Genomic DNA, 24,491 nt, shown 5'->3' on the forward strand with positions numbered 1-24,491 from the left:
GGAGTGAAAACATGCCTGAATATCACGAAGATCACCTGACGGTGAGTATGACCATGCAGCTGGATCATCCGGCTGCAATCATCTGGCCCCTGCTCTGCCCTGTACGCGAATACAACTGGATCGAAGATTGGCAATGCGACCTTCTTCATTCCATCTCAGGAGTCAATGAACTGGGCTGCGTGTTCCGTACGGCTTTCCCCACCGAAGGTGGCCCGGAAGTCTGGCTGACCAGCCGATTCGAACCGTATGAATATCTTGAGTTCGTCCGCACCAATGACCAAAGGATTATCCACTACACGGTACAAATCAAAGAGAGCCACGGCAGCACCACATTACTCTGGACTCAACATGTTACCGCATTGAACTCGGACGGCCATATCTACCTGGAGGACAAACCTCAAAGGTTCGCCACCCAGATGAAAGTACTGGAAACCATGCTCGATCACTATCTGAAAACAGGCGCCATGCTTCGAGCGCAGAGACTTGGCCTCATGGAGAAAATATAGAGACATGTTCACCATAGGAAGACTGGCTCAAAAACACGGACTGTCGCGCTCCACTCTGTTATATTATGACCGCATCGGCCTGCTTCGGCCTGGCGGGCACATGAAAGGGGAGTATAGACAGTATTCGACAAACGACGATAAACGCTTGCGCCGCATCTGCGAATACAGACGAGCCGGGATCAGCCTGAAGGAAATAGGGCGCATGCTCGATGCGACCGCTGACAGCGATGTGGCCGATGCGCTGGAGAACCGTCTTGCCCAACTGAATGAGGAGATGACCGCGCTCAAGGAACAACAGGCGGTGGTGGCCGGTCTCCTCGGGCGGGCCGACCTGCTCGGCACACACGACCACATGGACAAGGCGACATGGGTTGCGCTCCTGTCCGCGGCAGGCTTTTCCGAAGCGGACATGCGGCGCTGGCACATCCAGTTCGAACGGAGCGCCCCGGACAGGCATGTGGAATTTCTGCGCCACCTGCATATCCCGGAAGGAGAAATCAGTGCCATACGAGCCATGGCGGCAGCGCCTCACGCGATACTCAACATCAACAAGGAATCAGGTAAATTCATGGAAATGTTTTTCAAAATATACGAAGGGTTAAACAGGGAAGGTCCCGGCAGTTTCGAGATGACCAAACGCGCCTACGACCTGTGCACGGGACTGCCGGACACCCCGGAGATACTGGAGCTGGGCTGCGGTACGGGCGGAGCCACCATCCCCCTGGCGCAGATATCCGGCGGCATTGTAACTGCCACTGAAATCTACCACCCTTTCCTGGAGCAGATGATAGAACGGGCCAAGGACGCGGGTGTGGAAGATCGCGTCATCGCCGCTGTCATGGACATGGCGGACATTCAGGCCGAACCGGAATCATTTGACCTCATCTGGTGCGAAGGCGCGGCCTATATCATGGGCGTGGACTCGGCTCTGGAGCAATGGAAGCACTATCTCAAACCAGGGGGCTGCCTGTGCCTGACCGATGCGGTCTGGCTCACGGACTCCGCGCCTGAAGAGGTGGTCGAGTTCTGGGCCAAAGGGTATCCGGCCATGCGCACGGCCGAGGCCAACATCAAGGCTGCGGAAGCACAGGGCTACACCTCTCTCGGCCACTTTACCATCGACTCTCAGTGCTGGGTGGATTTTTATGATGACGTCCAACGCCGTCTGGGGGAAGCGGAAAAACTCTATGGAGACGACCCTGACGGCCGCGCCATCATTGATATGTCCCACGTAGAAAACAGACTGTATCGCAACTATCCCGATATGGTCGGATACGAATTCCACGTCCTCAAAAAATAAACGCCCACTCCCCCGTTCCGGCCCGCATATTCAGTGTGCGGGCCTTTTCTTTTCCTGCCCTTGAATTGACAAGACACAGACCCGCCCCGCTCAACCCTGCGGCATATTTTGATTCACCCAGCACTAAATACCCTGACATCCCGCATCATGCACGACCAACAATATAATTATTGTATTTTGCTTCCATAATCCGCTTTTTCTGGTTATTATTGAGCCAATATTCAAACGTCTGTTTAAAAACACAATAGCCTCGTATCGCGAAAAGGTCTCGCTCATGCACAAGGATCTCAGGGCAAAACTGACCATCTGCATACCGACCGCGCTTGCGCTGACGCTCGTTCTCGGACTCAGCGCCTTTGCTGTCTATCGCTCCAGCGTGAACCATGCCCTCTCCCTGGCAAAGAGTCGGGATTTGAATACCGTGCATTCCGTGACGGAGTTGATGCAGTATGAGTTCGAGGACATGATCGCCGACATACGGCTCCTCGCACAAATGCAGGAATCCCAGCAGGTGTTCACCAGCAGCCTGACAGCTAACCTCGCAAAGAATCTGCTCTACTTTTCCCTGGACAAAAAATCCTATGACATCATCCACTATCTGAACTCCACCGGCATGGAAATCTTCCGAATCGACTATCATGGAGGCACACCCAAAGTGGTGGACAAACATAAATTGGAAAACAAGAGCACCTACACCTACTTCAAGCACTCTCAAAAACTCCATGTGGGGGAGGTGTATATCTCTCCGCTTATGCTTGATACGGAATCATCCCGAAGCACATCCCGGCCAAAACCCATCATCCACCTGGCGGCACCGCTTTTCGCGGAAGACGGCGGTCGCTACGGCGTGATCATGCTCAACTTTTTTGGAAACCACCTGCGCCGCATCATGAAAACAGACGGGCGTGAAACAAACCCCATGCTGCTCAATGACGAAGGCTACTGGCTGCGGTCAGACAAAACCGAAGACGAATGGGGCTTCATGCATGCGGGGAGGGAAGAGATAACCTTCCGATCGCGTTTCCCTGCTGAATGGGAACGCATCAAGCCCGTGGGGAAAGGACAATTCCATACCGCAAACGGCCTGTTCACCTATGCCACCTTTGATCCGGGAGAGCTTATTGCCGACCTGGCGGGAATCAAGGTGCGCAGTGATGCCGGACGATGGACCATCTTGACGCATGTCCCTGAAACCATCCTCATGGCGGAACCGAATGACTATTTCATCAAGATATTAACGGTAACCATTCCGCTTGGATGCATCCTCATGCTCAGCGCCTATTTCATCTGCCAGTTTCGTCAGAAATCCAAAAAAGCGCAGCTTGACATCATTGAACAGCACGCTTCATATGCTCGCTTTGTTCCCAGGGAGTTCCTCCACCTTCTCGGCAAAGGACGATACAGGGACGTCACACTGGACAACCATGCCACCAGGGAGATGACGGTCCTCTTCAGCGACATCCGCTCCTACACGAAACTTTCTGAGAGCATGACGCATCTGGAAGTCATCCAGTTCCTCAACAAATACTTTGTCACGGTGAACACGCCCATCACCAAAAACAAGGGCTTTATCGACAGTTTTCACGGCGACGCCCTGATGGCTCTCTTTGAAGACAACGCGACAGAAGGCGCTGTAAAAGCTGCCATCGGCATGCAGCACTGCATAAACGAACTCAACAAGGAGCGGTTCGCGCAGGGTGAGCAGCCTGTGGCAGCGGGTATTGGTCTTCATCATGGAGAGCTGACTCTGGGGGCGCTCGGGACCGACAAACGCATGCAGGCCACGGTCATCGGTGACGTTGTCAACCTGTCTGCCCGCATCGAATCCCTGACCAAAAGCTTTGGCGTCAAAATCGTCATCTCCGACAGTGTCTATGACAAACTCACCACGCCAGAGACCTTCAACCTCCGCGAGATCGACACGGTCCGCGTCAAAGGGAAGCAGGTCCCGGTCGTGCTTTACGAAGTATTCGATACCGACCCCGAGGAACTCATCGTTCAAAAAAAGGCGATCCTCCCGCTTTTCTCGCAGGGATTGACGCTCTACAAACAGGGCGGTTTCGAAAAAGCGGCAGAGATCTTCAGTCAATGTATGCAAGCATGCCCAGAAGACACCATCAGCCCCATCTTTTTCACACGTTGCAAAACCATGGCTCGTATACCACCCGGAGACGGATGGACCGGCATAAGCACTATCTAATTGTATTTCAAAGGAGTTGGCCCCATGGCATTTATCGATTTTACGCAAAAGAACATGATCAACATTCCTGAGATTGATGACCAGCATCGCAATTTGTTCGCGATCCTCAACAAAATGCACGCCGCCACCAGCGAAGGGATGGAACAGTCCGCCATCGTGGAAATTTTCAACGACCTCATCAGGTACACCGTGGAGCATTTCGAAACCGAAGAAATCCAGATGAAACAATACGACTATCCGAAATATGCCGCCCACAAAAAGGAGCACGACGATCTCACCAACCAGGCGATTGAACTCCAGAAACTGTTTTACGACGGCAGTGCGACCGTCACCTTCGAGCTGCTCGATTTTCTGCACCAATGGTTGAATGATCACACCATGGGGACAGATACGGAGATGGGCGAATTCCTCTGTGAACAACAATGATGTATACGTTCGCCCTGCATCCGAAAGCACTGTTTCACCAACAGGCATCCCGTCCGACACGATTTCCTGAGCCGGACGGGATGCCTGTTTTCCCCTGTCAGAAAGCACAGGCGGTGCCCCCTGACCCCACAAAAATGAAATAAGAGCGGTTCCTAGATAGACTTGACAACCCGTCAGACCACAGCCCCCAACGGCTCCCGCTTTTTTTGTACGAATCGCATTTTGGACTGGCGTTTTTTCCCCTCTTTCTGTACTCTAGAAAATCTCTAACGCCATCGGATTCAACTGGCGTTTTTTCCATATAAACTCTAATATTTCAAGCGATTACTAAAAGGTCCTTCTATGCCCAAACTCAAAATGCCCGCCAACCTTCCCGACCCGATCATCAATGAAAACGCCAAGATAGTTTTGAACAGGCGGTATCAGAGAAAGGACACTGAAGGGGTTGTGTACGAGACAACCAAAGAACTGTTCTGGAGGGTCGCGTCCGCAATTGCCGAAGAAGAATCGAAATACAAAAAGTCTTCCATCAAGACCGCCGATCTCGCCCGCGAATTTTATGACCTGATGACCTCATACAATTTCCTGCCCAACTCCCCGACATTGATGAACGCCGGTACTGACATCGGCCAGTTGGCAGCCTGTTTCGTCCTGCCCGTGGAAGACGACATAGAGGGTATCTTCGACGCCGTGAAGCACGCGGCCATGATCCACAAATCCGGCGGCGGCACCGGGTTCTCGTTCTCCCGCCTGCGCGCCAAGGATTCCGTGGTCGGTTCCACCGGCGGCGTGGCATCCGGTCCCCTTTCCTTCCTCAAGATTTTCAACTGCGCCACCGAGCAGATCAAGCAGGGCGGCACCCGACGCGGCGCCAACATGGGCATCCTGCGCGTCGATCATCCGGACATCATGGACTTCATCAAGGCCAAAGAACGCGACGGCGAGTTGAACAACTTCAACCTGTCCATCGGCCTGACCGAATCCTTCATGCAGGCCGTGGAAAAGAAAGCGGACTTTGACCTCATCGCCCCCAATACCGGCGAACCGGTCGGCTCCCTCAACGCTCGCGACGTCTTCAACATCCTGGTCCAGAAGGCCTGGGAATCCGGCGATCCGGGCATCGTGTTTCTGGACCGCATCAACCGCGACAATCCCACGCCGCAGCTCGGCGAGATGGAATCCACCAACCCCTGCGGCGAGCAGCCTCTGCTGCCCTACGAAGCCTGCAACCTCGGCTCCATCAACCTCGGCAAATGCTTTGCCAAGGGCACAAACGGCAAGGACTCGGAGATCAACTGGGACGAACTCAAGCGCATCATCCACCTGGCTGTCCGCTTCCTGGACAACGTCATCGACGCCTCCCAGTACCCCCTGCCGCAGATCACCGAAACCGTTGAAATGAACCGCAAGATCGGTCTCGGCGTCATGGGCTGGGCAGACCTGCTCTATCAGCTTAAAATACCCTACAACTCCCAGACCGCCGTGGACATGGGCGAACGTGTCATGAAGTTCGTGCAAGACGAGGCCCGCTCCGCATCCAAGACCCTGGCAGCCGAACGCGGCCACTTCCCGACCTATGTCGAATCCATCTTCGGCGAGGCGAACCTCGGCCCCTATCGCAACGCCACCACCACGACCATCGCGCCCACCGGCACCCTGTCCATCATCGCGGGCTGCTCCTCCGGCGTTGAACCGCTTTTCGCGCTCTCCTTTGTGCGCAACGTCATGGACAACGACAAGCTTGTGGAGACCAACCCGTTCTTCGAGGACGCCGTCAAGGAAGCAGACGCCTACTCCGGCAGCCTCATGGAAGAGATCGCCAAGGTCGGCACCATCAAGAAGATGAAGCACCTGCCCGAGGAGCTGCGCTCCGTGTTCGTGACCTCCATGGATGTCGAACCCATCTGGCATCTCAAGATGCAGGCCGCCTTCCAGAAGCACACGGACAACGCCGTGTCCAAGACCGTCAACCTGCCGGCCAACGCCACCAAGGAAGACATCTGGGACATCTACTGGAAAGCCTACGAATATGGCTGCAAGGGCGTCACGGTCTATCGCGACGGCTCCAAGACCTCCCAGGTCCTCTGCACCGGCGACGGCGACAAGAAGAAAGACGCAGCCAACGCTGCCGCCACTTCCGTGGTCAAGAATCGTCCGGACGTCATCTACGGGTTCACCCAGAAGATTTCCACCGGTCTCGGCATGCTATTCCTGACCGTCAACGAGATGGACGGCAAGCCCTTTGAAGTGTTCGCCACCATCGGCAAATCCGGCGGATCCATCACCGCAAAGGCCGAAGCCATCGGCCGCCTCGTGTCCCTGGCCCTGCGCTCCGGCGTGGAAGTCCGCGAGATCGTGGAACAGCTCAAGGGCATCGGCGGCGAGAATCCCAAATTCATGAAAAAGCACCTGGTCAAATCCATCCCGGATGCCATCGCCCATGTCTTCGAGTCCCGCTACCTGAGCGGCGACCGCGTGGACGCGGCCGTTGCCTCGCTCAACAAGGAACTCTGCCCCGACTGCGGCGAGCCGCTCGTCTTCGAGGAAGGCTGCCACATGTGCAAGTCCTGCGCGTACACCAAGTGCGGCGGCTAACCTAAGGCCACCGACTCCCACGGCAGGGGCGCACGGCCAAAAGCCCTCTGCTTCCTGTCACTGATCAGACAAGACAAATCCCTGATTCACACCGTGTGCATCAGGGATTTTTCGTCTTTCGCCCACGGGGAGGGCCGATTCAGTGACACCACGCTTTACAGCCGTGCGTTTCCTTCGTAGTGTTCAATGATGGAGGACTCTTCATGAGCATGCTTTACGGAACAATGAACAGGCGGCGGTGTGTACAGACCATCCTCATGCTGGGAGCCGGTTTACTCTCAGGGGTGGGCATGCCCACGCCAACCATGGCACAGCAACAGTCCCGGGTTGTCATCGTCAAGACGGAAAACCGGAAAGTGGGCATCAAACGCGCCATGGCAGAATTCGACCTGGCGGGGTTCAAGGGCATGCCCGTGGCCATCAAGGCCAACTACAACAGCGCGGACCCGTTTCCGGCGTCCACGCACCCGGACACCCTCAAGGCCATGACCCAGGGGCTCAAGGCTGCCGGAGCCGGCCCCATGACGCTCGTCGAACGCAGCGGTATGGGCGACACGGCGCAGGTGCTGGAAACAATGCAGGCCATGGACGTGGCCAAGGAGGTCGGGTTCAACGTCGTCATCATGGACGATCTCCGAAAAGAGGATTTCATCCGCTACTCCCCGCCCGGCTCGCACTGGAAAAACGGATTTCTGCTTGAACGGCATTTCGTGGAGGCCATCCGCGTGGTCCAGACCTGCTGCCTCAAGACCCACCAGTATGGCGGGCATTTCACGCTTTCCCTCAAGAATGCGGTCGGCGCCATCGCCAAGATCGACCCGGAAACCGGCTACAACTATATGAATGAGCTGCACAACTCCCCCATGCAGCGCACCCTCGTCGCAGAAATAAGCAAAGTGTATCGAAACGACCTCATCATCATGGACGGGCTGGAGGCGTTCGTCGATGGCGGGCCGCACAAGGGCACCAAAGTCAAGCCAGGCGTGATCATTGTCAGCACCGACCCTGTTGCCGTGGACGCGGTGGGCGTCGCCATACTCAGGATGTACGGCACCACGCCAGAGGTCTCCAGAGGCAGCGTCTTTGATCAGGAGCAGATCAAGCGCGCCGCAGAGCTGGGCATTGGCGCACGGCGGGCCAGCGACATCCAGCTCGTGCCCATAGGGAGTGATGCGCAGGAATTCGCTGACAGAGTGCAGGCCGAACTGAACTAGGCCAACACCTTGAACTCTTCAGTGCTCGGCCTGAACTCGCTCTTGATATAGCCCCACTCCACCAGTCGCCTGTAGGCGTGCTTGGCCTGGTTGCCGGACCGCACCTTTTGCAGGAACTGATAGTACTTCCTGGCGGCCTCGTCGCGCTTGCCCATGCCTTCCAGCGAATATCCCTGAAAGAAGAGGCCATACGGATTACCGGGCATTGCCTTGCCATAGGCTTCGAAGCTGTCATAGGCCTGAGTAAATTTCTTGGCATTGACCAGAAGGACACCACTGACCTGATTGGCCTGGGCCTCTTCAGGGTAGACCCGCTTGGCCTCCATGGCATACGGCAGGGCCTGGTCATACTTTTCCTGCGCTATCAGCACCTTGGACATAAGCAGAAGCGCAGTATAATCATGCGGAGCCTTTTGCAGGGCCTGCCCCATTTTCTCCTCGGCTTCCGCATATTTCTTCTTGCTGCCGAATTTTTCCGCCTCCTGCATGTCCTCAATGGCCGGACCGAGCTTGCGCAGCTCTGCCGTGTTGTCCATGTACCGTTCGTGATAGACTTTGTATTCCTTGGCGCCGATGTACCGTTCCTTGATGGCCTTGCGGGCATTTGTCAGTCGCTCCGAACTCATGGGGTGGGTGGCGAACATGACCTCCAGCGCGCTCGGTTCACGCTCATGCTGAGTGTTGAGCATCTCCATGAGGCCGACCATGCCGTCCGGATTGTATTTGGCATTGGTCATGTATTCCAGACCGAGGCCGTCGGCCTGCCGTTCGTCATCGCGGCTGTAGGAAGCCAGAAGCAGACCGGCGCCCAGACCACCGATTCCACCGGCCAATGCGCCCCAACCGCCGCCGTATTTTGCGCCGACCACGGCTCCGCCGATACCGGCCAGAGTACCGATGACCGTCTGCGAACTCATGCGCGATGCCGTGTGACGGGCGTTGACGTGCCCGATTTCGTGCCCGAGCAAAGCGGCCAGTTCAGCTTCGTTGTCGATCTGAAGCATGATGCCGCGCGTGCAGGCGACAGTCCCGCCGGGAAAGGCGTAGGCATTGACATAGTTGGCGTTGACCGGATTGAAGGAATACGGCATCTGCGGCCGGTGCGAGGTGTCGGACAACCTCTTGCCGATGCCTGCCACATACGTGTTCAATGCGGCATCCTGCGTCCGTCCATAGTCATTGGACAATTGTTGCGGCGAGGCTTTCTTGTCCATCTGGATTTCCTCTTCCTCGCTGACCAGCATGAACTGGCTCTGCCCTGTGACCGGGTTTTTGGCGCAGCCACCCAGAGCCACGGCCAGCCCGGCCATGCCGCCCGCCTTGATGAATTCGCGGCGGCTCCATTTCCTGATTATATGCAAACGTTCCATGAAATTCTCCTGTGCTTATGGAAGCAATACAGCAAACAGGGGTTCTTGTTCAAGTATGTGCAGTACAGATTGACAGCCGCCCAAGTGTGCAACATACTTCCTTTAACACAACAACTTACCGACATTTTTGTAGGACAAATATGAAAAAATTTCTGATCATCAAGACAGGCGGCGCATTGGAGCCTGTGCCAGGGAAAGAGGGTGATTTCGAGCACTGGACTGCTGAAGGCATGGGCCTCGAACTTGATGATTGTCTGTGCGTGGACGTGCAAAAGGATGAACCTTTGCCCTCCCCCGACGATATCCTCGGCGCGGTCATCACAGGCTCCCACGAAATGGTCACGGATGACACCCCATGGATTCACACCACCGCCGCGTGGGTACGCGAAACCCTGACCGCAGGCACCCCTATGCTGGGGATATGTTTCGGCCACCAGCTCATGGCCGATGCGCTTGGAGGCAAGGCAGGGTACCACCCCAAGGGGTTGGAAATCGGCACAGTGCCTGTCACCCTGACGGAAGATGGCGCGGCCGACCCGCTGCTGGGCGGACTCGCTCCCGGTTTTTCGGCTCATGTCACTCACTCCCAGACCGCGCTGAAGTTACCGCATGAGGCCGTTCTGCTCGCGACCAGCGCACACGATGCCCACCAATCCTTCAGGGTCGGTCCCCACGCCTGGGGTGTGCAGTTTCACCCGGAATTTGATGCCGCGGCCTTGCTTGATGAGGTGGATCAACTCAGCGAAACAATCACCGAAAAAGGCGGGGATGCGGCTGCCGTACGCGCATCCATTTACGAGACACCGGAGTCAACGTCATTGCTGGTGAAATTCGTGGAGTATTGCCGGAACCGGTGATCAGTTTTTCGGTGCGGAGTCGGTCTTGTCCTGGACGCAGAATCTTTCGCCCCAACGGTCCTCTTCCCATAATTCCCGCAGGGCCTTTTCCAACAGCGGAACAAGGTGCGCGTTTTTCTCGTTCACATAGTGATAGAGAGGCTCACAGAAAACCAGTGGTTTCAGTTTGCGAAGGTGGTGTCTCCGGTTTTCCTCTTTCCGGAGTACAGCCTCAATGCTGAGCGTGTTTCCCAGCACCATGTCCACTCGCTTTTCAACCAACATGCCGAAGAGCTGATAGTAATCACCAACTATTTCAGCACTATGTCCGTCCAATTCATTTTTTGACCACTGCACCCCAAAGATCGCGCCTACCCGGACGGTATCCAGCAATTCCTCGCTGTAACGCGTGAGGGGGGAGTCTTCCATCACATAGGCCGCTCCGATCAGGTCAATCAGCTTGACCTTAACACGGTGGAGACTGGGGTATTTGTTTTCCAGGCCCGCAATGCGTCCGGCTTCACCGTCCACGGTGCCATCGACAACGGAGTGGATGGACCGTTTGTGGGGCATGGGAACGAACTCCACGGCCAGTCCGGCCCGCTCATATACGTCCTTGATCCTCTGCTGGGCAAGGACATGAATTTCGGCCTCTGGAGAATAGCTGATACGGTATGTCTTTTGGGCGGCGCAGGGTGCTCCCATGCACAACAGCAGTGCCAACGCCAGAAGAGAAAGGGGTAAGCCTTTCCATTTTCTGAAGTTGCCTGTCCGTCCACCTCGGGACGACTGAAATGACATGAAAGATACTTGTGTCATTATGTGTATTCATACGCCAAAAGGTACGTTATGGCAAAAAATATTACGGGCCGACCGATCAAACCATCACGACTTGCCGAACCACGTCCGCCCGCGTAGTATTATACTATGCTGAAACAATTTTTTCTTCCCCTGGCCGTGGCCGGACTGGTCATCCTCCTGGGCATGGCGATGAGCCAGCCCAACCGACTATTCTGGCATAGCCTGGAAGTGACGGTCACAGCCTACAATTCCACCCGAGCCCAGACCGATTCCACCCCGAACCGGGCGGCCTGGAACAACCGTCTCAAGCCCGGCATGAAAGTCATAGCGGTCTCCCGCGACCTCATCTCCGAGGGCCTGACCAACCAGACCGAAGTCTACATTGAAGGATTCGACGAACCCTATGTAGTGATGGACAAGATGAATAGCCGGTTTAAACGCCGCATCGACATCTATTTCGGCAAAGACGTGCAGGCGGCCCGCGAATTCGGAGAGCAGAAGGCTGTTATTTATTGGAGATAGGAGTCGTCGCTGACGCGACTCCAACTTTTTTTATTGCCCTCCCGGCGGGGTTCTTTTTTGGCTGAACCGCCCCAAAAAAGAACCAAAAAAACTCGCTTTCCTAGCTTATCCGCCTCCCCACTTTCGCTAAGAATCTGATCAGATCGGGCTGCTCCCGCATCAAGTTAAGCGCTAACACACTCTGCCGTGATGCGAATGAGCCGCAGCTTCCGATCTGTCAGCTTCTAAACGAAAGAGGGGCTAATGGCTGGGGGGGGGGTACGTTTATTCGCATAGCTGGTTTCCCCCATTAGGTTTTTTACTGGGTGGCATGATCGGCCATCGCCTGTATCTACTTGTTCAATGGTACTGTTTTGATTTCATCACCTCTGGACGACCTTCACCAGCTGTGTCCAAGAAGCTAAGAGTTAAAACTAACGACTTGCGCATCTGGTGAGTTACGGTCCAGTCCGTGGCTAGAGGGCATTAGAAGCAATTCTCGGACACCTCAGTACTATTTCTCTCCCCCCCTCCCCCGCCCGACAACGCGAAAGCCCGATGTTCTCACATCGGGCTTTCGCGTTATGAAACATCCCGTCGCAGACGGGCAATGGGATTCTCAAGGCCCTCGGCCTTGAGCGGGTCCAGGGCAGCGCCCTGGTCTCTCCGAAGGAGCGCCCCTGCGAGGCCGCCGGAGACCCCCCTCTAGGTTAAGAACTTGCCGGTCACACTGTCGGGGTTGGCGATGATATCTTCGGGCGTCCCGCTGGCGACTATCTGGCCGCCATGCTCGCCTCCGCCGGGCCCGAGATCAAGCACGTGATCCGAGGCCATAATGACGTCTGTGTTGTGCTCGATGACAATGACGGTGGCGTTCTTGTCGACCAATGCGTGCAGCACGCGGATGAGCTTGCCGACCTCGTGCATGTGCAGACCGGTGGTCGGCTCATCAAGAATATAGAGCGCGCCGGGCAGACTGCGCTTGCCAAGTTCACGGGATATTTTGATACGCTGGGCCTCACCGCCCGAGAGCGTGGTGGCTGGCTGGCCGAGCTGGAGATATTCAAGCCCGACCTGGGCGAGCACGTCGAGCTTGCGCATGAGCGGCGGATGGTTGGCAAAGAACTCGCGGGCCTGCCGCACGGTCATGGCGAGTACATCGGCGATATTCTTGCCTTTGTATTCCACTTCAAGCGTCTGGGAATTGTAGCGCTTGCCCTTGCAGGCTTCACAGGTCACGTAGACATCCGGGAGGAAATGCATTTCAACGCGGATTTGCCCGTCGCCCTTGCACGCTTCACAGCGCCCGCCCTTGACATTGAAAGAGAACCTTCCCGGCTGATACCCGCGCTTGCGGGCCTCCTTGGACCCGGCAAAGATCTTGCGGATTTCATCAAAAATCTTGGTGTAAGTGGCCGGGTTGGATCGCGGTGTGCGGCCAATGGGCGACTGGTCGATGGAGATGACTTTCTCGATCTTGTCGAGTCCGTCTATGCCGCCGATCTTGCCGGGGTTGTTGGCCTTTTGCCCACGATGCAACAGCAAGTGCTTGTACATGGAATCCACGACAAGCGAGGACTTGCCGGACCCGGACACGCCGGTTACGCAGGTCATGACCCCCAATGGAATTTCCACGTCGAGATTCTTGAGATTGTTGGTCTCGACCTGCCGGATGGTGACGGCATCCTTGGCCGTGCGGCGAGTTTCCGGCGGCGCGATGAACATGTCGCCGCGCAGGTACTTGCCGGTCAGGGAATCAGCCTTGAGCAACTTGTCGACAGGCCCCTGAAACACGATTTCCCCGCCGAGCCAGCCGGAACTTGGGCCGATTTCAATGACGTGATCCGCCTCGCGAATGGTCGGCTCGTCATGCTCGACCACGAGCACGGTGTTGCCCCGCGCCTGCAGGGAGCGGAGGGTATCCAGAAGCCGCTGATTGTCACGGGGATGCAGTCCGATGGACGGTTCGTCGAGCACATAGGTCACGCCCACCAGCCCGGACCCGAGCTGTGAGGCGAGACGAATGCGCTGGGCCTCACCGCCGGAGAGAGTGCCCATGTTCCGGCCAAGGGAGAGATATTCGAGACCGACATTGACCATGAACCCGAGTCGGTGGGTCAGTTCCTTGAGCAACGGCTCGGAGATCAGGGTGTCGGCGCCGGAGAAATCGAGTGCGTTGAGCCAGTCGAGCGCCCGCTGAATGGACATGGACGCGAACTCATGCATGTTCTTGTCGCCCACGCGCACGGCCAGCGCCTCGGGCTTAAGGCGTGCGCCTTCACAGTCCGGGCACGGACGGGACTGCTGGAATCGGGCGGACCAGTGATCCCATACTCCGGACTGAAGCTGACCATATTCAAGGATAGGCACTACGCCCTGCCAATTGGATTGCGGGCAGCCGTAGAAGAGGGCGTCCCATGCCTCGTCGGAAAATTGCTCAAGCGGAGTGTCCATGGTGAAACCGTGGTGTTCACCCAGCTTCTTGAGTTTCGGCCCGTATTGCCGCTGGCGGGTGGCGTTCTTCCAAGGAATGACACCGCCGTTGTTCAGGGTAAGGCCCTTGTTGGGCGAGATGAGGTCCGGCTCGAAATACTCCACGGACCCGATGCCGTTACAGGTCGGGCAGGCGCCTTGCGGCGAGTTGAAGGAGAAAAGCTGCGGGGAAAGGCGCGGCATGGAAATCTTGCACGACGGACAGGTGGAGAGCGTGGACATGACAATGTCGCCGGGAGTATCGCCGCCCACCACGCTTACGATGAGCCGCTCGTCACCCAACCCCAGGGCCAGCTCCACGGAATCGCCCAGCCGTTTTTTGATGCCGTCCTTGAGGACCAGCCGGTCCACCACCAGATCAATGGTGTGCTTCTTGTGCTTTTCCAGTTCCGGCACCTCATCCAGCGTATACATGGTGCCGCCTATGCGCACACGCACGAACCCGTCTTTCTTGAGCTTGGCAAAGAGATCCTTGTGCGTGCCTTTCTGGTGTTCCACCAGTGGCGCGAGCAGCATGAACTTGGTGCCGGTCTCCATGCCGAGAATGGTGTTGACGATCTCGTCCGTGGTCTGGGCCTCGATGGGCTTGCCGCACTTGGGACAGTAGAACTTGCCAAGCCGGGCAAAGAAGACGCGCAGGAAGTCGTAAATCTCGGTAACCGTCCCCACGGTGGAACGCGGGTTGCGGGTGGCTGTCTGCTGCTCCAGGGAGATGGCCGGGGAAAGCCCCTCGACCTTGTCCACGTCCGGCTTGTCCATCTGAGGCAGGAACTGACGGGCGTAGGCGGAGAGCGACTCCACATAGCGGCGCTGGCCTTCGGCATAAACGATGTCAAAGGCAAGCGTGGACTTGCCCGACCCGGACGGACCACACACGACAACAAGCTCGTCGCGGGGGATATCAAGGGTCAGGTCTTTCAGATTGTGGTGCCGGGCACCTTCTATATGAATCGAATTTTTATCTGCGGTTTTGGTCATCCACGGAGAGTAATCATTCTTAGTTGCAAGGCAAGACGTAAAGGGAAAAATGATGGCGACAATCCAGACAGGTCACCTTCCATATCCGCCACAGTCCATTCCGGACACGGTATTCCCGCCATAAAAAAACAACGCCTGTCTGTGCGACAGCACAGGGCTCAGGGTTTACAGGTCCTCATTCACAGAGTATATCTACTGGATAGACAAAGCCAAACCTGTCGCGAGGCAGGGACGGAAAGCCACGGGCCCCCAGGGGGAAGCCGGGTTACCACAGCACCTCAGAAGCCCCTCATGGGCCTCTACCTGCTCGGGCAACCTGCATTCCATCAAGGAGGAATCATGGGTAGCACAGCACCGGCCGGCAACGGCAACAACACAAAGAAGCAGGTCACCTTGTTCAAGGTCTCTCCATATATGGTCATCCCATCTCGCGTGGGCGGCTTTTCGCTCTATCTGAAACAGGACAACAGGGTTGTATTGTACGCAGAACGCGGCGAACTTTTCACAGAAGAACACAAGGCCAGACTGGCCATGCTGGATGTGGATTACCTCTACATTGAGGGCACGGACTACAGCCAGTACATGAGCTATCTTCAGGAGAATATCCTGGAGCTGCTGAACGACGAATCCATCCCGGTGAAGGAACGCGCGCGGGTCTGGCATGACGCCACGGTCTCACTGGCCAAGGAGGCTTTTGACACCAGCCTGCCCGCCCCCATAGACAAGCGCCAGTTCAAGCGCATCCAGTCGCTCATCTCCAATTCGCTCAAATTTCTGGCCCGCGAGGATGCGCTCAAGGAGATGGCCCGGTTCATCAAGGACGGTGACGAACTGTTCAAGCACGGCATCGCGGTCATGGTGCTGACCATCACCACCCTGGGCACTATCGTAAAGGACAATTCCGACCTGATGGTCGCTGTGGGCCTGGGCGCCATTTTCCACGATATCGGCAAGCTGGAGCTGCCACCGGAGCTGTTCCGCAAACGCTTTGACACGTTGAGCCGCAGGGATCAGGACCTCATCAAGTCGCACCCCGCCCTTGGGGTCGGGTTGTGCTCGTCGCTGCCGCTGCCGCAGGAGACATTGCAATGTATTCTGTTCCACCACGAACGCGAAGACGGCCTGGGGTATCCTTCCGGCTCCACGGGCAGCATGCTGCCGACCTATGTGAAGATACTCTCTATATGTAATGAGTATGATAACCTCACACGCGGTGTTGATGGACGGAAAAAGACGCCTTTTGAGGCTTTGACGCATATCAAATCCATGCGCAGTTCGTATGATCAGGAGATGTTGAAGCGGCTTATCGCCATTTTGGCAAAGGCAAATTTGACGTAGTTCTTGTGTCTGCCTTTTTTAGAAGAAGATACAGAGCAGGTCGACAAAAGGTCGACCTGCTCTTTTTGTTGAAAATGGAGTTCTAGTAAGGTTGTTGGTTGTGTGCGCTACGCGGTGGATATGTGCTCTTTATGGTTTGCGCGCTACGCGGTGAGAGTTCAATCTAAATTTATTTAATAGATTTCGCCTTTACGGCGACCTGCTTTTTGCGAAGCGGCAAAAAGGAGGCAAAAAACGCTTTTTGGGGTGTGAGCGAGGAAGCGTACCCAAGAGCCTGTAGGCGACTGCACTGCCCGACAGGATGTCTGCGACGCAAACTCGGTCGGGCTACGCTGCGTCGCCCGGGACAGGCTCTAAGGTTCGCTTCCGATTGCCCATCGTTGAAGAAAATGCACTTTTGGTGTGGGAGGCGTAGATTTTTAGGCTGTCGGCAACCTATTGGGCAACCAGAGATACCGAATGCAGTCTGCTCAATTCGCTCTAGCTTAGCCCTGTTTGCAAGGCTTAGAAGCTGACAACGAAGGGACGGCGGCTCCGGTAAGGTGATAAGAATGCACCAACTCACCCCGGCGAATCACGAAAAGGACTGCCTTTTATTACTCTGGCCTGGAGCCGTCCCGAGTTGATCAGATTCTTGCCGTCAAACCTTGGGCGGGCAAACTAGCGCAAGGAGCTTTTTGCGTCTCTTTTTGCTCCCCAAAAAGAGACCGCCGCCCGCGAAGGGCATGGAACAAGTTGGGTGCGGCACGCACCCAAGAGTGACTCTCGCTCCGCAGGAGCGCATCTTCCACTCTTCATGGCCGCCAAAAGCGGCATTCCTTTACTCTTAAAGGCCTGCTGCTCGAAGCACTCCCCCTCCCCCCTTTGGGTGACAAACCGACCCTCAATACGATACACTTTTAAGATCATGCAACCATGGATTCTCCACATCGACATGGACGCCTTTTTCGCGTCCGTGGAACAACTCGACAACCCCGAACTGCGCGGCAAACCCGTGGCAGTGGGCGGCACTTCCGATCGAAGTGTGGTCTCTGCCGCCAGCTACGAAGTACGCAAGTTCGGCGTGCGTTCGGCCATGTCCGTGGTCAAGGCGCGCCAGCTCTGCCCGGATATCATCCTGGTTCCGGGACGCATGAAGCGATACAAGGAGATTTCCCGCATGGCCATGGGTGTGCTGGCCGAGTTCTCACCCACCATCGAACAGGCAAGCGTGGATGAAGCCTATCTGGATGGCACCGGACTGGAGCGGCTGTTCGGTCCCATTGATGCGGTCTGCCACCGCATCAAGACACGCATGGAGGAGGTCACCGGCCTGACCTGCTCCGTGGGCGCGGCTCCGGTTCGCTTTCTGGCCAAGATCGCTTCGGACATGGACAAACCAAACGGCGTCTACATCATTCGCCATGAACAGATACACGATTTCCTCCAAGCGCTGCCCGTAAAGAAAATCCCTGGCGTGGGCAAAAAACTGCTGGAAATACTGCACCGGCTGGGTGTGCAGACCTGCGGGGATATTCTGCAACGGGATCGCGAATACTGGCAGGAACGCCTGGGCAAATATGGCGGCGCACTCCATGACCGTGCGCGCGGCATTGACCCGAACCTCGTGACCCCGTCCGAACAGGCAAAGAGTTGTAGCGCCGAGAACACGTTTCACGAGGACACAACGGACCGCGTAGTGCTCAAGAAATGGCTGCTGGCGCAATCCGAACGGGTCGGCGAAGACCTGCGTCGACACGGATACAAGGGCCGCACCGTGACGTTGAAAGTGAAATATGCGGACTTCAAACAGATCACCCGCTCACGAAGTCTGGATGGCCGCACCGACAATACGACACGTATTTTTGAAACTGCCTGCGATCTTCTACAAAAGCTTGAGTTACGCCGTGCCGTGCGCCTCATCGGAGTCGGTGTCTCCAACTTCACAGCACGCACCAGACAGGTGAATTTATTTGAGGAAGAGCCGCATGCAGTGGAAGCCACCAGCGAGCTGGACAAGGCTGTGGACGCGGTCCGTCAGAAATTCGGCGGCAAAGCCGTGGCCAGGGCCGAACTCATTGAGTTCAAGAAAAGCCCCAACAATTCAGATAAATAGTACCGCTTTGTGCATTATTTCGTTCACCCTTGCCAAACCTGATGAACATTACTACATAGTACCTGAAGGGAAAATACAATAACCTATAACCCACGAGTTTAACTCAACTATTGAAACACATGAAAAACAATAATATCAATATATTGTCCGCTTTAAATCTCATGGCGACAGTCTTTTTGAGCCTGTGTGTCCTGTCTGTTCTTTGTGTTGTACCTGCCCAGGCTGAAGACGAAGAAGTCAAGGGACTCATGGAGGTCAACCTGTCGGTCAAGCCTGACCCGCTGGCTCCTACCGTGGAGAAAAGCATTGACCACCTGTACGCCGTGCTCCAGAAAAAAGGGCCTGCCTTTGACATGGCCCAGATTCAGGACATGCTTGATTTTGTCATGGATACCCCCGGTGACCCCAAGGACATAGAACCCGCCAAGCGATTCGGGGGCAAGGGAATTTGCCTGCGCCGTCAGGTCTCCACCGACCTGGAACGTATCCTCCGCTTCTTCTACAACCCCGAAATTCCGAATTTCCTCTTGTGCCCCGCTGTGCTGGCGCAGTCCGGCTGGCGTGAAGGCAGTGAATTCCTGGCCCGCGACAAGGGCATGTGGGAAGAGCTGGACAATCTGGCCACCCCGATCATTGTCCGCGGCAAGGAATATGAAATGACCGCTCCGGACTCTTTTGCCGAAGCCTATTACCTCTATGACCTGAACCGCCTGATGATCCTGTGCACTTACCGCGACAAGCGGATACTGATTTCAGTGACCGAGCAGGCGGACAAATCCGATGTGGGCCGCAAGGGCGCCATTCTCAACGATCAGGAGTGGGATTACTTCTACTCCGGCATTCCCGGCTTGAACAAGGGCATGATCGGCTGGATGGACACCTTTACCTATGCCTCCGGTTCGGTGCAGGTCTATGTCGAGGATTTGACCGGCGCTCCCACCACAACGGTCTTTCTGTTCAAGTGGCTCAAGGCCGGTTGGGCTGGATTGAACGTGGTCAAGCGGAGCCATATCTATGACGGCACCCTGCGGTACGCACGGAGTTTCGCCAAGGTCATGGAGTCCACCAACCTGACCCCCGACATGGTGGCAACCGCCATGAAGGAAGTGGCTCAACTGACGGAAGCCGACATGGAAAAACTCATGAAAGAGTACTCCGTCAATTTCGAAGCACGATTCAAGAGCAACCCGAAGCTCGAAACAAATGACTACGCAGAGATTATTGAGAATGGCGATTATTTGAATGTGCTTGATAACAAGTCTCGCCGATCCCTGCTCGCACTGGAAAAACTGAAGAGCCTGCTCGGCATGGAAACCCTGGTCAGTGTCGGCTCCGCGCCCGTACCGGTGCAGGCCGTAACGGAAGTGCCTGTCGAGGAAGATGTGGAAAAGGTTGTCGTCCCGCTGGAAACAGCGAAAGACGCCGGTATCCAGAGCGAAATCATCCCGGAGGGCTAATCACTGGCAAGATTCCGCAATGCACGGTATACAGACGGCGTGACGAGATTTCGTCACGCCGTTTTATTTTTTCCAAGGAGAATCCCATGCTGGTAAGTGCTACTGATGCGAAATTTCTGTTCTGCCCGTTGCTGAAAACCCATGATGACAAAATGAAAATGTGTCAGGTGTCCATGTGTATGATGTGGCGCTGGACCGATGAAGCCAAGGAACTCGGCTACTGTGGGCTGGCCGGCAACCCGCTCCAGATGACAAAATAGGCTGGCACTTTTAACCGGGAACATGCATGTCCAAGCGTTTTGATTTCAAACTCGACAAGGTGCTCGACTACCGTGAGCAGCTTGAAGAACAGGCAAAAGCCGCACTAACCCAGGCAAAGGCCGCACGCGATGCCCAGGCCGAGGTCGTGAACGACCTGAAGGATTGTCTGGCCGCGCACATGCACAAGGAAGAGCGCTCTCGAAGCAGCTCCAACGACATGTGGCTGTGGCGGCAGTACAAGGAAGCCCTGGAGCAGGACATCTCCGTTGCTCATATGGATTTGAATAGTTTGGAACTTAAATTGCAACGGTGCCGTACACAGGCCGTGGAACGCTCCAAGGAGAAGAAGCTCCTGGAGAAGCTCAAACAAACGCAAGCCAAGAAGCATCATGAAGAAGAAAGCGCCCGCGAAGAGAAAGAAAACGACGAAATGGCAACGCTTCGGTACGAATCTCAAGATTTCTAGAATCCTTGTCAGCCTCGTCTTTCTGGCCCTGCTCAAGCTCACTGTGTTCGGCATGCTCAGTGTCGATTCCCTGACGCTCAAGATGGCCAACGCCGTCTTGCCTGACGGTTTTCCGAGCACAGCCGTGGCAGCGGATGACGCCGAACCCACCACTCCCATCGCGGACAAGGCCGACTCCGAGGCCAACCGTGCTGCCGAGGCCGAAGCCGAAGCCGACAAGGCCACGCCTCCCCGTACCGAGCAGGATCTGCCCGATGAGTGGAAGGCCCTCAAACGCAAGGAAGAGGAACTGGCCATCAAGGAGCGCAATCTCAAGGAAATGGAAGCGGCCATCAACGCCGAATCCGTCAAGGTGCAAAAGCTTCACGGCGAGATCAAGCAGATGCTCGACGAGGCCAAACAGATCAAGGACAAGCGCGTCAAGCAGCTGGTTGACATGCTCTCCAACACCAAGGCCAAAAAGGCCGCTGAAATTCTCCAATCCATGGATGAAGACCTGGCCGTCAAGGTGCTGTCCGGCATGCGTGGCCGTCAGGCTGGCGAACTGCTCTCTTTTGTGGAAGCCAAAAAGGCGGCCAAACTGTCCGAGGCGCTCACCAAATTACAGATTCCGTTTAATAACGGCAACTAACAGCCAGTACACTAACGATTTACACAGGGCGGTTCCATTGGGAGCCGCCCTTTTTCATGCCGTACATAGCCGAGGCGTTGAGGCGCCGGCAACCTTTCACGAACAATTCTTGCGTTCGGGTGCGCAATTTGCGCGCAATCCGTGTGAGTAAAAATCAAAAATTCAAATATATCAATCAACTTTTCTTCGGCATGCTCGTTGCTCATGTCATAGCATGAACACACGGCCACCGGCTCCTTCATTTGGATATGACCGGGACTGGCCAAAGGAGGAGAAACATATGAGGACTCTTATCGCTTTATTGTTGACGGTTGCTCTTATGGCAGGATGTCAGACCACCAAGGCGCAAAACACCGCTGCACTCGGCTCACTGGCCGGAGCCACGGTAGGCGCATTGACCTTCAAGAACAAGATCTCCGGCGCGGCCATCGGTGCCGGCGCAGGCTTGCTGGTCGGCTATATTGTCGGCAACGAAATGGAAAAGATGGATTCCTATGACCGGAGCCAGGTCTCCAACACACTGGAAACCGTACCTTCGGGCCAGACCCGTCAGTGGACCAACCCGGACACCCGCATGCAGTACCAGGCAGTGCCTGAACCGCCCCGCCAGGACCCGCACAGCGGCCGCATTGAACGCGACGTGACCCTGCGCGCCCGCATGGCAAACGGCGAGATGGAGACCGTCTACGCCAAGGCCTACAGGCAGCCCGACGGCTCCTGGCAGCTGGTCCAGTAGATCACTGCCATAAAGACCGCACAAAAAAGCCGCAGTCGACTGCGGCTTTTTTGTGCGGTCTGCCTGCCGCTCTATGGACGCACGACAAACTTCGCATACAGGGAGTACCCCACATTCGCCACCAGCGGGGGAAAGAACATCACCTTGATCATATGGATGATATCGCGGGTGGACATCCCCCCATACGGTTTGAAAATAACGACATACACCAGAACCACGGCCATCCAGAAGAGTGAGCCGACGATCCAGGCACGCGTGGCCATGGAAAGCCCATCCCACCACGAGACACTTTCCCCTTCGGGCCGGACCTCCCTGGCTCTGGCCTCGGCGTTCCTGGCTGCCACGGCAGCGAATTCCTCGGCAGCCCGGCCCCGTTCCTCCTTTGCCGAGATCTCTTCCGTCTGCATCTCGGCCCAGCGATGACGCGCATAGATCGCGTTGATGATCCAGAGGACCGGATTGAACAGAAGAATGGTCCCCACGATCCAGGCCCACCGTTTGCGACGGATAATGAAAAAAAACGGTACAGCGCACAAAATGAACAATGCGGCCAGGACCACGGCCTTGGTTTCGCCTGTCAGGACCAGTGCCGTGGCCACCAGAGCCAGAAGGCCGTAACCCATCACGCCCATGGCCCCAAGGTAATAGCCCCACCTGTAAACACGCACATGCGGCATCCGCAGGTGTAACGCTCTATTCCATGACAAGGCGATCGGGGTCGCGATTATCATGCAGACACACAGGATTGCCAGACCGATTATGCGTTCACTGTTCATGAAGGAACGCCTCCTTGCATTCGTTGTGATGTGGATTGCGGTTCAGGAAGGGAGTGCCACAGACGAAACTGCCCGGATCACGACCGGGAAAACAAACTGGTCGCGGATCTAGGGACATGCCCGCCTTTGCGACGCTGCCAGTACAGGAGGATGCAGGCGCCCAGCATGCAGACGTCACGAATAAACGCCTCCAGCGGTCCAACAGGATCGTTGGTCGTTGAGCGCGGTGTGCCGAAGCAACCGCAATCCGCTTCCAGCCCAATATGCAGCGCATAGAGCAGGATACACATGAACCCCAACAACTGTACCACAAGCACCCCCAACGCCCCCTTGATATCAAGCACCACACACAATCCGGTGATAACCTCGATGAGCGGAATGACATAGGCCAGGATGGTGGACATACGCCAGGTGACCACCCCGTAGAGGTTGATGGTCATGGCAAAGCCCCCCGGATTGGTGAGCTTGATGACGCCGGCGTATATGAACAGCACACCCATGATCAGCCTGATCGCGAAATATGCGTGTTTGCCGGTTAGAAAATCGTACATATTGTTCCTTCCTTGAATCACGGTGCCAGACCATAAGGGGTTATTTCGGTCAGTGCAAATACAGAGAACGTGGTGCCAGATGCTGCACCTTTGGTGTGAAATTTTTTTCTCTACCAAAAGTCTAGAAAAAATCAAGAATATCAACCACAACCAGTCACTGCCTTGATCAACTTCTTAAAAAATCTTTAATATTAAGTGGATAAAGATATTTTTTTCTTGAATTAACCGTATATATTCTGTACTCCAATGAAGAACAACAAGGTCTGTACGTTGTCAAAGGGGGAATGTATGAGTGGTAAAAAAGTGCTTTCCGTGGCTGAGATCGCCCGCGAATTGGATTTGCCCGAATCCACGGTCCATTATTGGAAAAACCGGTTCGCCCAGCATCTGCCCAGCATTGGGCGCGGTCGCCAGAAACGGTTCAAACCCGAAGCCATTGAAATTTTCAGCACCATCTCCCGCCTGCTCAAGGAAGGACATACCGCCCGCGACGTCATGGACCAGCTTTCCCACAACTACCCTCTGCAGGCAGACGCCATCCCTGCCACGTTGCAAAACGACACGCCTCTGGTCGCCCCCTCTGACGCCATGGAGCCAGCCATGAAAATGGCTGCGGCCATCGGGCTGGAAATCGCCAAGTCAGTCGGCGAAGGCATACGCAGCGTACTCCAGCCAGAAGGCGGGACCGCTCCCGATGTTTCCGATATCCGGCAGGGGCTGGAAGACGCTGCCGAGCGCATCACGATCTCCGCAGCCGAGACAGAGGCGCTCAAGAACGAAAACCAGGTGCTCAAGGATAAACTGGCTGTCATGGAGGCGGAAATGGTCCGTCTGCGCAAGGATCGCCGGGAAATGGAAAAGTACCTCCTTGACAAGATCAAATCTGTGTCTACTTAAACCTCGTTCAGAGGTTTGATCCCTTCCGAACACTCTCGCTTACATATTGTCCCGCCGGTTCAG

General features: G+C 55.8%; 21 protein-coding genes and 1 riboswitch. Of the genes, 16 read left to right on the plus strand and 5 right to left on the minus strand.

Going from position 1 to position 24,491, the window contains the following annotated elements:
• Window positions 1–11: 11 nt before the first annotated feature.
• The 6 genes from SRBAKS_RS09350 (at window position 12) to SRBAKS_RS09375 (ending at window position 8,241) form a co-directional block, all read left to right on the plus strand.
• Window positions 12–506, plus strand: coding sequence for a hypothetical protein (locus tag SRBAKS_RS09350; protein ID WP_229590606.1), 495 nt, complete (start codon window positions 12–14; stop codon window positions 504–506).
• Between the two features lie 4 nt (window positions 507–510).
• Window positions 511–1,806: a MerR family transcriptional regulator gene (locus SRBAKS_RS09355; protein WP_229590607.1), complete on the plus strand. Its 1,296-nt coding sequence runs from the start codon at window positions 511–513 to the stop codon at window positions 1,804–1,806.
• A gap of 274 nt (window positions 1,807–2,080) precedes the next feature.
• Window positions 2,081–4,006: an adenylate/guanylate cyclase domain-containing protein gene (locus SRBAKS_RS09360; RefSeq protein ID WP_229590608.1), complete on the plus strand. Its 1,926-nt coding sequence runs from the start codon at window positions 2,081–2,083 to the stop codon at window positions 4,004–4,006.
• Between the two features lie 24 nt (window positions 4,007–4,030).
• The gene (locus SRBAKS_RS09365) at window positions 4,031–4,432 is read left to right on the plus strand and encodes a bacteriohemerythrin (protein ID WP_229590609.1); all 402 of its coding nucleotides are present in this window, start codon (window positions 4,031–4,033) and stop codon (window positions 4,430–4,432) included.
• Window positions 4,433–4,774: 342 nt separating this feature from the next.
• Window positions 4,775–7,027 (plus strand): vitamin B12-dependent ribonucleotide reductase, encoded by a 2,253-nt coding sequence (locus SRBAKS_RS09370; protein WP_229590610.1) that lies wholly within the window; start codon window positions 4,775–4,777, stop codon window positions 7,025–7,027.
• Window positions 7,028–7,230: 203 nt separating this feature from the next.
• Complete coding sequence (locus SRBAKS_RS09375) at window positions 7,231–8,241, plus strand: DUF362 domain-containing protein (RefSeq protein ID WP_229590611.1); 1,011 nt, start codon at window positions 7,231–7,233, stop codon at window positions 8,239–8,241.
• On the opposite strand, the gene SRBAKS_RS09380 is transcribed toward SRBAKS_RS09375, so the two are convergent.
• On the minus strand, window positions 8,238–9,611 hold the full coding sequence (locus SRBAKS_RS09380; RefSeq protein WP_229590612.1) for a M48 family metalloprotease: 1,374 nt from the start codon (window positions 9,609–9,611) through the stop codon (window positions 8,238–8,240). The genes SRBAKS_RS09375 and SRBAKS_RS09380 overlap by 4 nt on opposite strands.
• 140 nt (window positions 9,612–9,751) lie before the next feature.
• Here SRBAKS_RS09380 and SRBAKS_RS09385 point away from each other — a divergent pair, with 140 nt between their 5' ends.
• Window positions 9,752–10,468: a glutamine amidotransferase gene (locus SRBAKS_RS09385; protein WP_229590613.1), complete on the plus strand. Its 717-nt coding sequence runs from the start codon at window positions 9,752–9,754 to the stop codon at window positions 10,466–10,468.
• Here SRBAKS_RS09385 and SRBAKS_RS09390 read toward each other — a convergent pair whose 3' ends face one another.
• On the minus strand, window positions 10,469–11,266 hold the full coding sequence (locus SRBAKS_RS09390) for a substrate-binding periplasmic protein (RefSeq protein ID WP_229590614.1): 798 nt from the start codon (window positions 11,264–11,266) through the stop codon (window positions 10,469–10,471).
• A 108-nt stretch (window positions 11,267–11,374) separates the two neighbouring features.
• On the opposite strand from SRBAKS_RS09390, the gene SRBAKS_RS09395 reads away from it, so the two are divergent.
• Window positions 11,375–11,770: a 3D domain-containing protein gene (locus SRBAKS_RS09395; protein ID WP_229590615.1), complete on the plus strand. Its 396-nt coding sequence runs from the start codon at window positions 11,375–11,377 to the stop codon at window positions 11,768–11,770.
• A 684-nt stretch (window positions 11,771–12,454) separates the two neighbouring features.
• Here the strand turns inward: SRBAKS_RS09395 and uvrA are convergent.
• The gene (gene uvrA / locus SRBAKS_RS09400) at window positions 12,455–15,220 is read right to left on the minus strand and encodes an excinuclease ABC subunit UvrA (RefSeq protein WP_229590616.1); all 2,766 of its coding nucleotides are present in this window, start codon (window positions 15,218–15,220) and stop codon (window positions 12,455–12,457) included.
• Between the two features lie 198 nt (window positions 15,221–15,418).
• Window positions 15,419–15,493: riboswitch (cyclic di-GMP riboswitch) on the plus strand.
• Between the two features lie 66 nt (window positions 15,494–15,559).
• Here uvrA and SRBAKS_RS09405 point away from each other — a divergent pair.
• The 7 genes from SRBAKS_RS09405 (at window position 15,560) to SRBAKS_RS09435 (ending at window position 22,204) form a co-directional block, all read left to right on the plus strand.
• On the plus strand, window positions 15,560–16,558 hold the full coding sequence (locus tag SRBAKS_RS09405; protein WP_229590617.1) for an HD-GYP domain-containing protein: 999 nt from the start codon (window positions 15,560–15,562) through the stop codon (window positions 16,556–16,558).
• A gap of 907 nt (window positions 16,559–17,465) precedes the next feature.
• Window positions 17,466–18,653, plus strand: a complete 1,188-nt coding sequence (locus tag SRBAKS_RS09410; RefSeq protein WP_229590618.1) for a DNA polymerase IV — start codon at window positions 17,466–17,468, stop codon at window positions 18,651–18,653.
• Between the two features lie 119 nt (window positions 18,654–18,772).
• Window positions 18,773–20,110 carry a hypothetical protein gene (locus SRBAKS_RS09415; protein WP_229590619.1) on the plus strand — a complete coding sequence of 446 codons (1,338 nt, stop codon included), beginning with the start codon at window positions 18,773–18,775 and terminating at the stop codon, window positions 20,108–20,110.
• Between the two features lie 86 nt (window positions 20,111–20,196).
• Window positions 20,197–20,370 (plus strand): hypothetical protein, encoded by a 174-nt coding sequence (locus SRBAKS_RS09420; RefSeq protein WP_229590620.1) that lies wholly within the window; start codon window positions 20,197–20,199, stop codon window positions 20,368–20,370.
• Window positions 20,371–20,396: 26 nt separating this feature from the next.
• On the plus strand, window positions 20,397–20,837 hold the full coding sequence (gene fliJ, locus SRBAKS_RS09425) for a flagellar export protein FliJ (protein ID WP_229590621.1): 441 nt from the start codon (window positions 20,397–20,399) through the stop codon (window positions 20,835–20,837).
• Window positions 20,761–21,468 (plus strand): MotE family protein, encoded by a 708-nt coding sequence (locus tag SRBAKS_RS09430; RefSeq protein ID WP_229590622.1) that lies wholly within the window; start codon window positions 20,761–20,763, stop codon window positions 21,466–21,468. Before fliJ ends, SRBAKS_RS09430 begins: the two co-directional genes overlap by 77 nt.
• Before the next feature lie 280 nt (window positions 21,469–21,748).
• Complete coding sequence (locus SRBAKS_RS09435) at window positions 21,749–22,204, plus strand: RT0821/Lpp0805 family surface protein (RefSeq protein ID WP_229590623.1); 456 nt, start codon at window positions 21,749–21,751, stop codon at window positions 22,202–22,204.
• A gap of 71 nt (window positions 22,205–22,275) precedes the next feature.
• On the opposite strand, the gene SRBAKS_RS09440 is transcribed toward SRBAKS_RS09435, so the two are convergent.
• Both SRBAKS_RS09440 and SRBAKS_RS09445 read right to left on the minus strand, forming a co-directional pair.
• Entirely contained in the window at window positions 22,276–22,980 is a 705-nt protein-coding gene (locus tag SRBAKS_RS09440) for a hypothetical protein (RefSeq protein ID WP_229590624.1), read from the minus strand.
• Between the two features lie 77 nt (window positions 22,981–23,057).
• Complete coding sequence (locus SRBAKS_RS09445) at window positions 23,058–23,531, minus strand: DoxX family protein (protein ID WP_229590625.1); 474 nt, start codon at window positions 23,529–23,531, stop codon at window positions 23,058–23,060.
• 288 nt (window positions 23,532–23,819) lie between these two features.
• On the opposite strand from SRBAKS_RS09445, the gene SRBAKS_RS09450 reads away from it, so the two are divergent.
• Window positions 23,820–24,428 (plus strand): MerR family transcriptional regulator, encoded by a 609-nt coding sequence (locus tag SRBAKS_RS09450; RefSeq protein WP_229590626.1) that lies wholly within the window; start codon window positions 23,820–23,822, stop codon window positions 24,426–24,428.
• Window positions 24,429–24,491 lie beyond the last annotated feature (63 nt).

It is taken from the genome of Pseudodesulfovibrio sediminis (assembly GCF_020886695.1).
In the GTDB taxonomy this organism is placed as follows: domain Bacteria; phylum Desulfobacterota; class Desulfovibrionia; order Desulfovibrionales; family Desulfovibrionaceae; genus Pseudodesulfovibrio; species Pseudodesulfovibrio sediminis.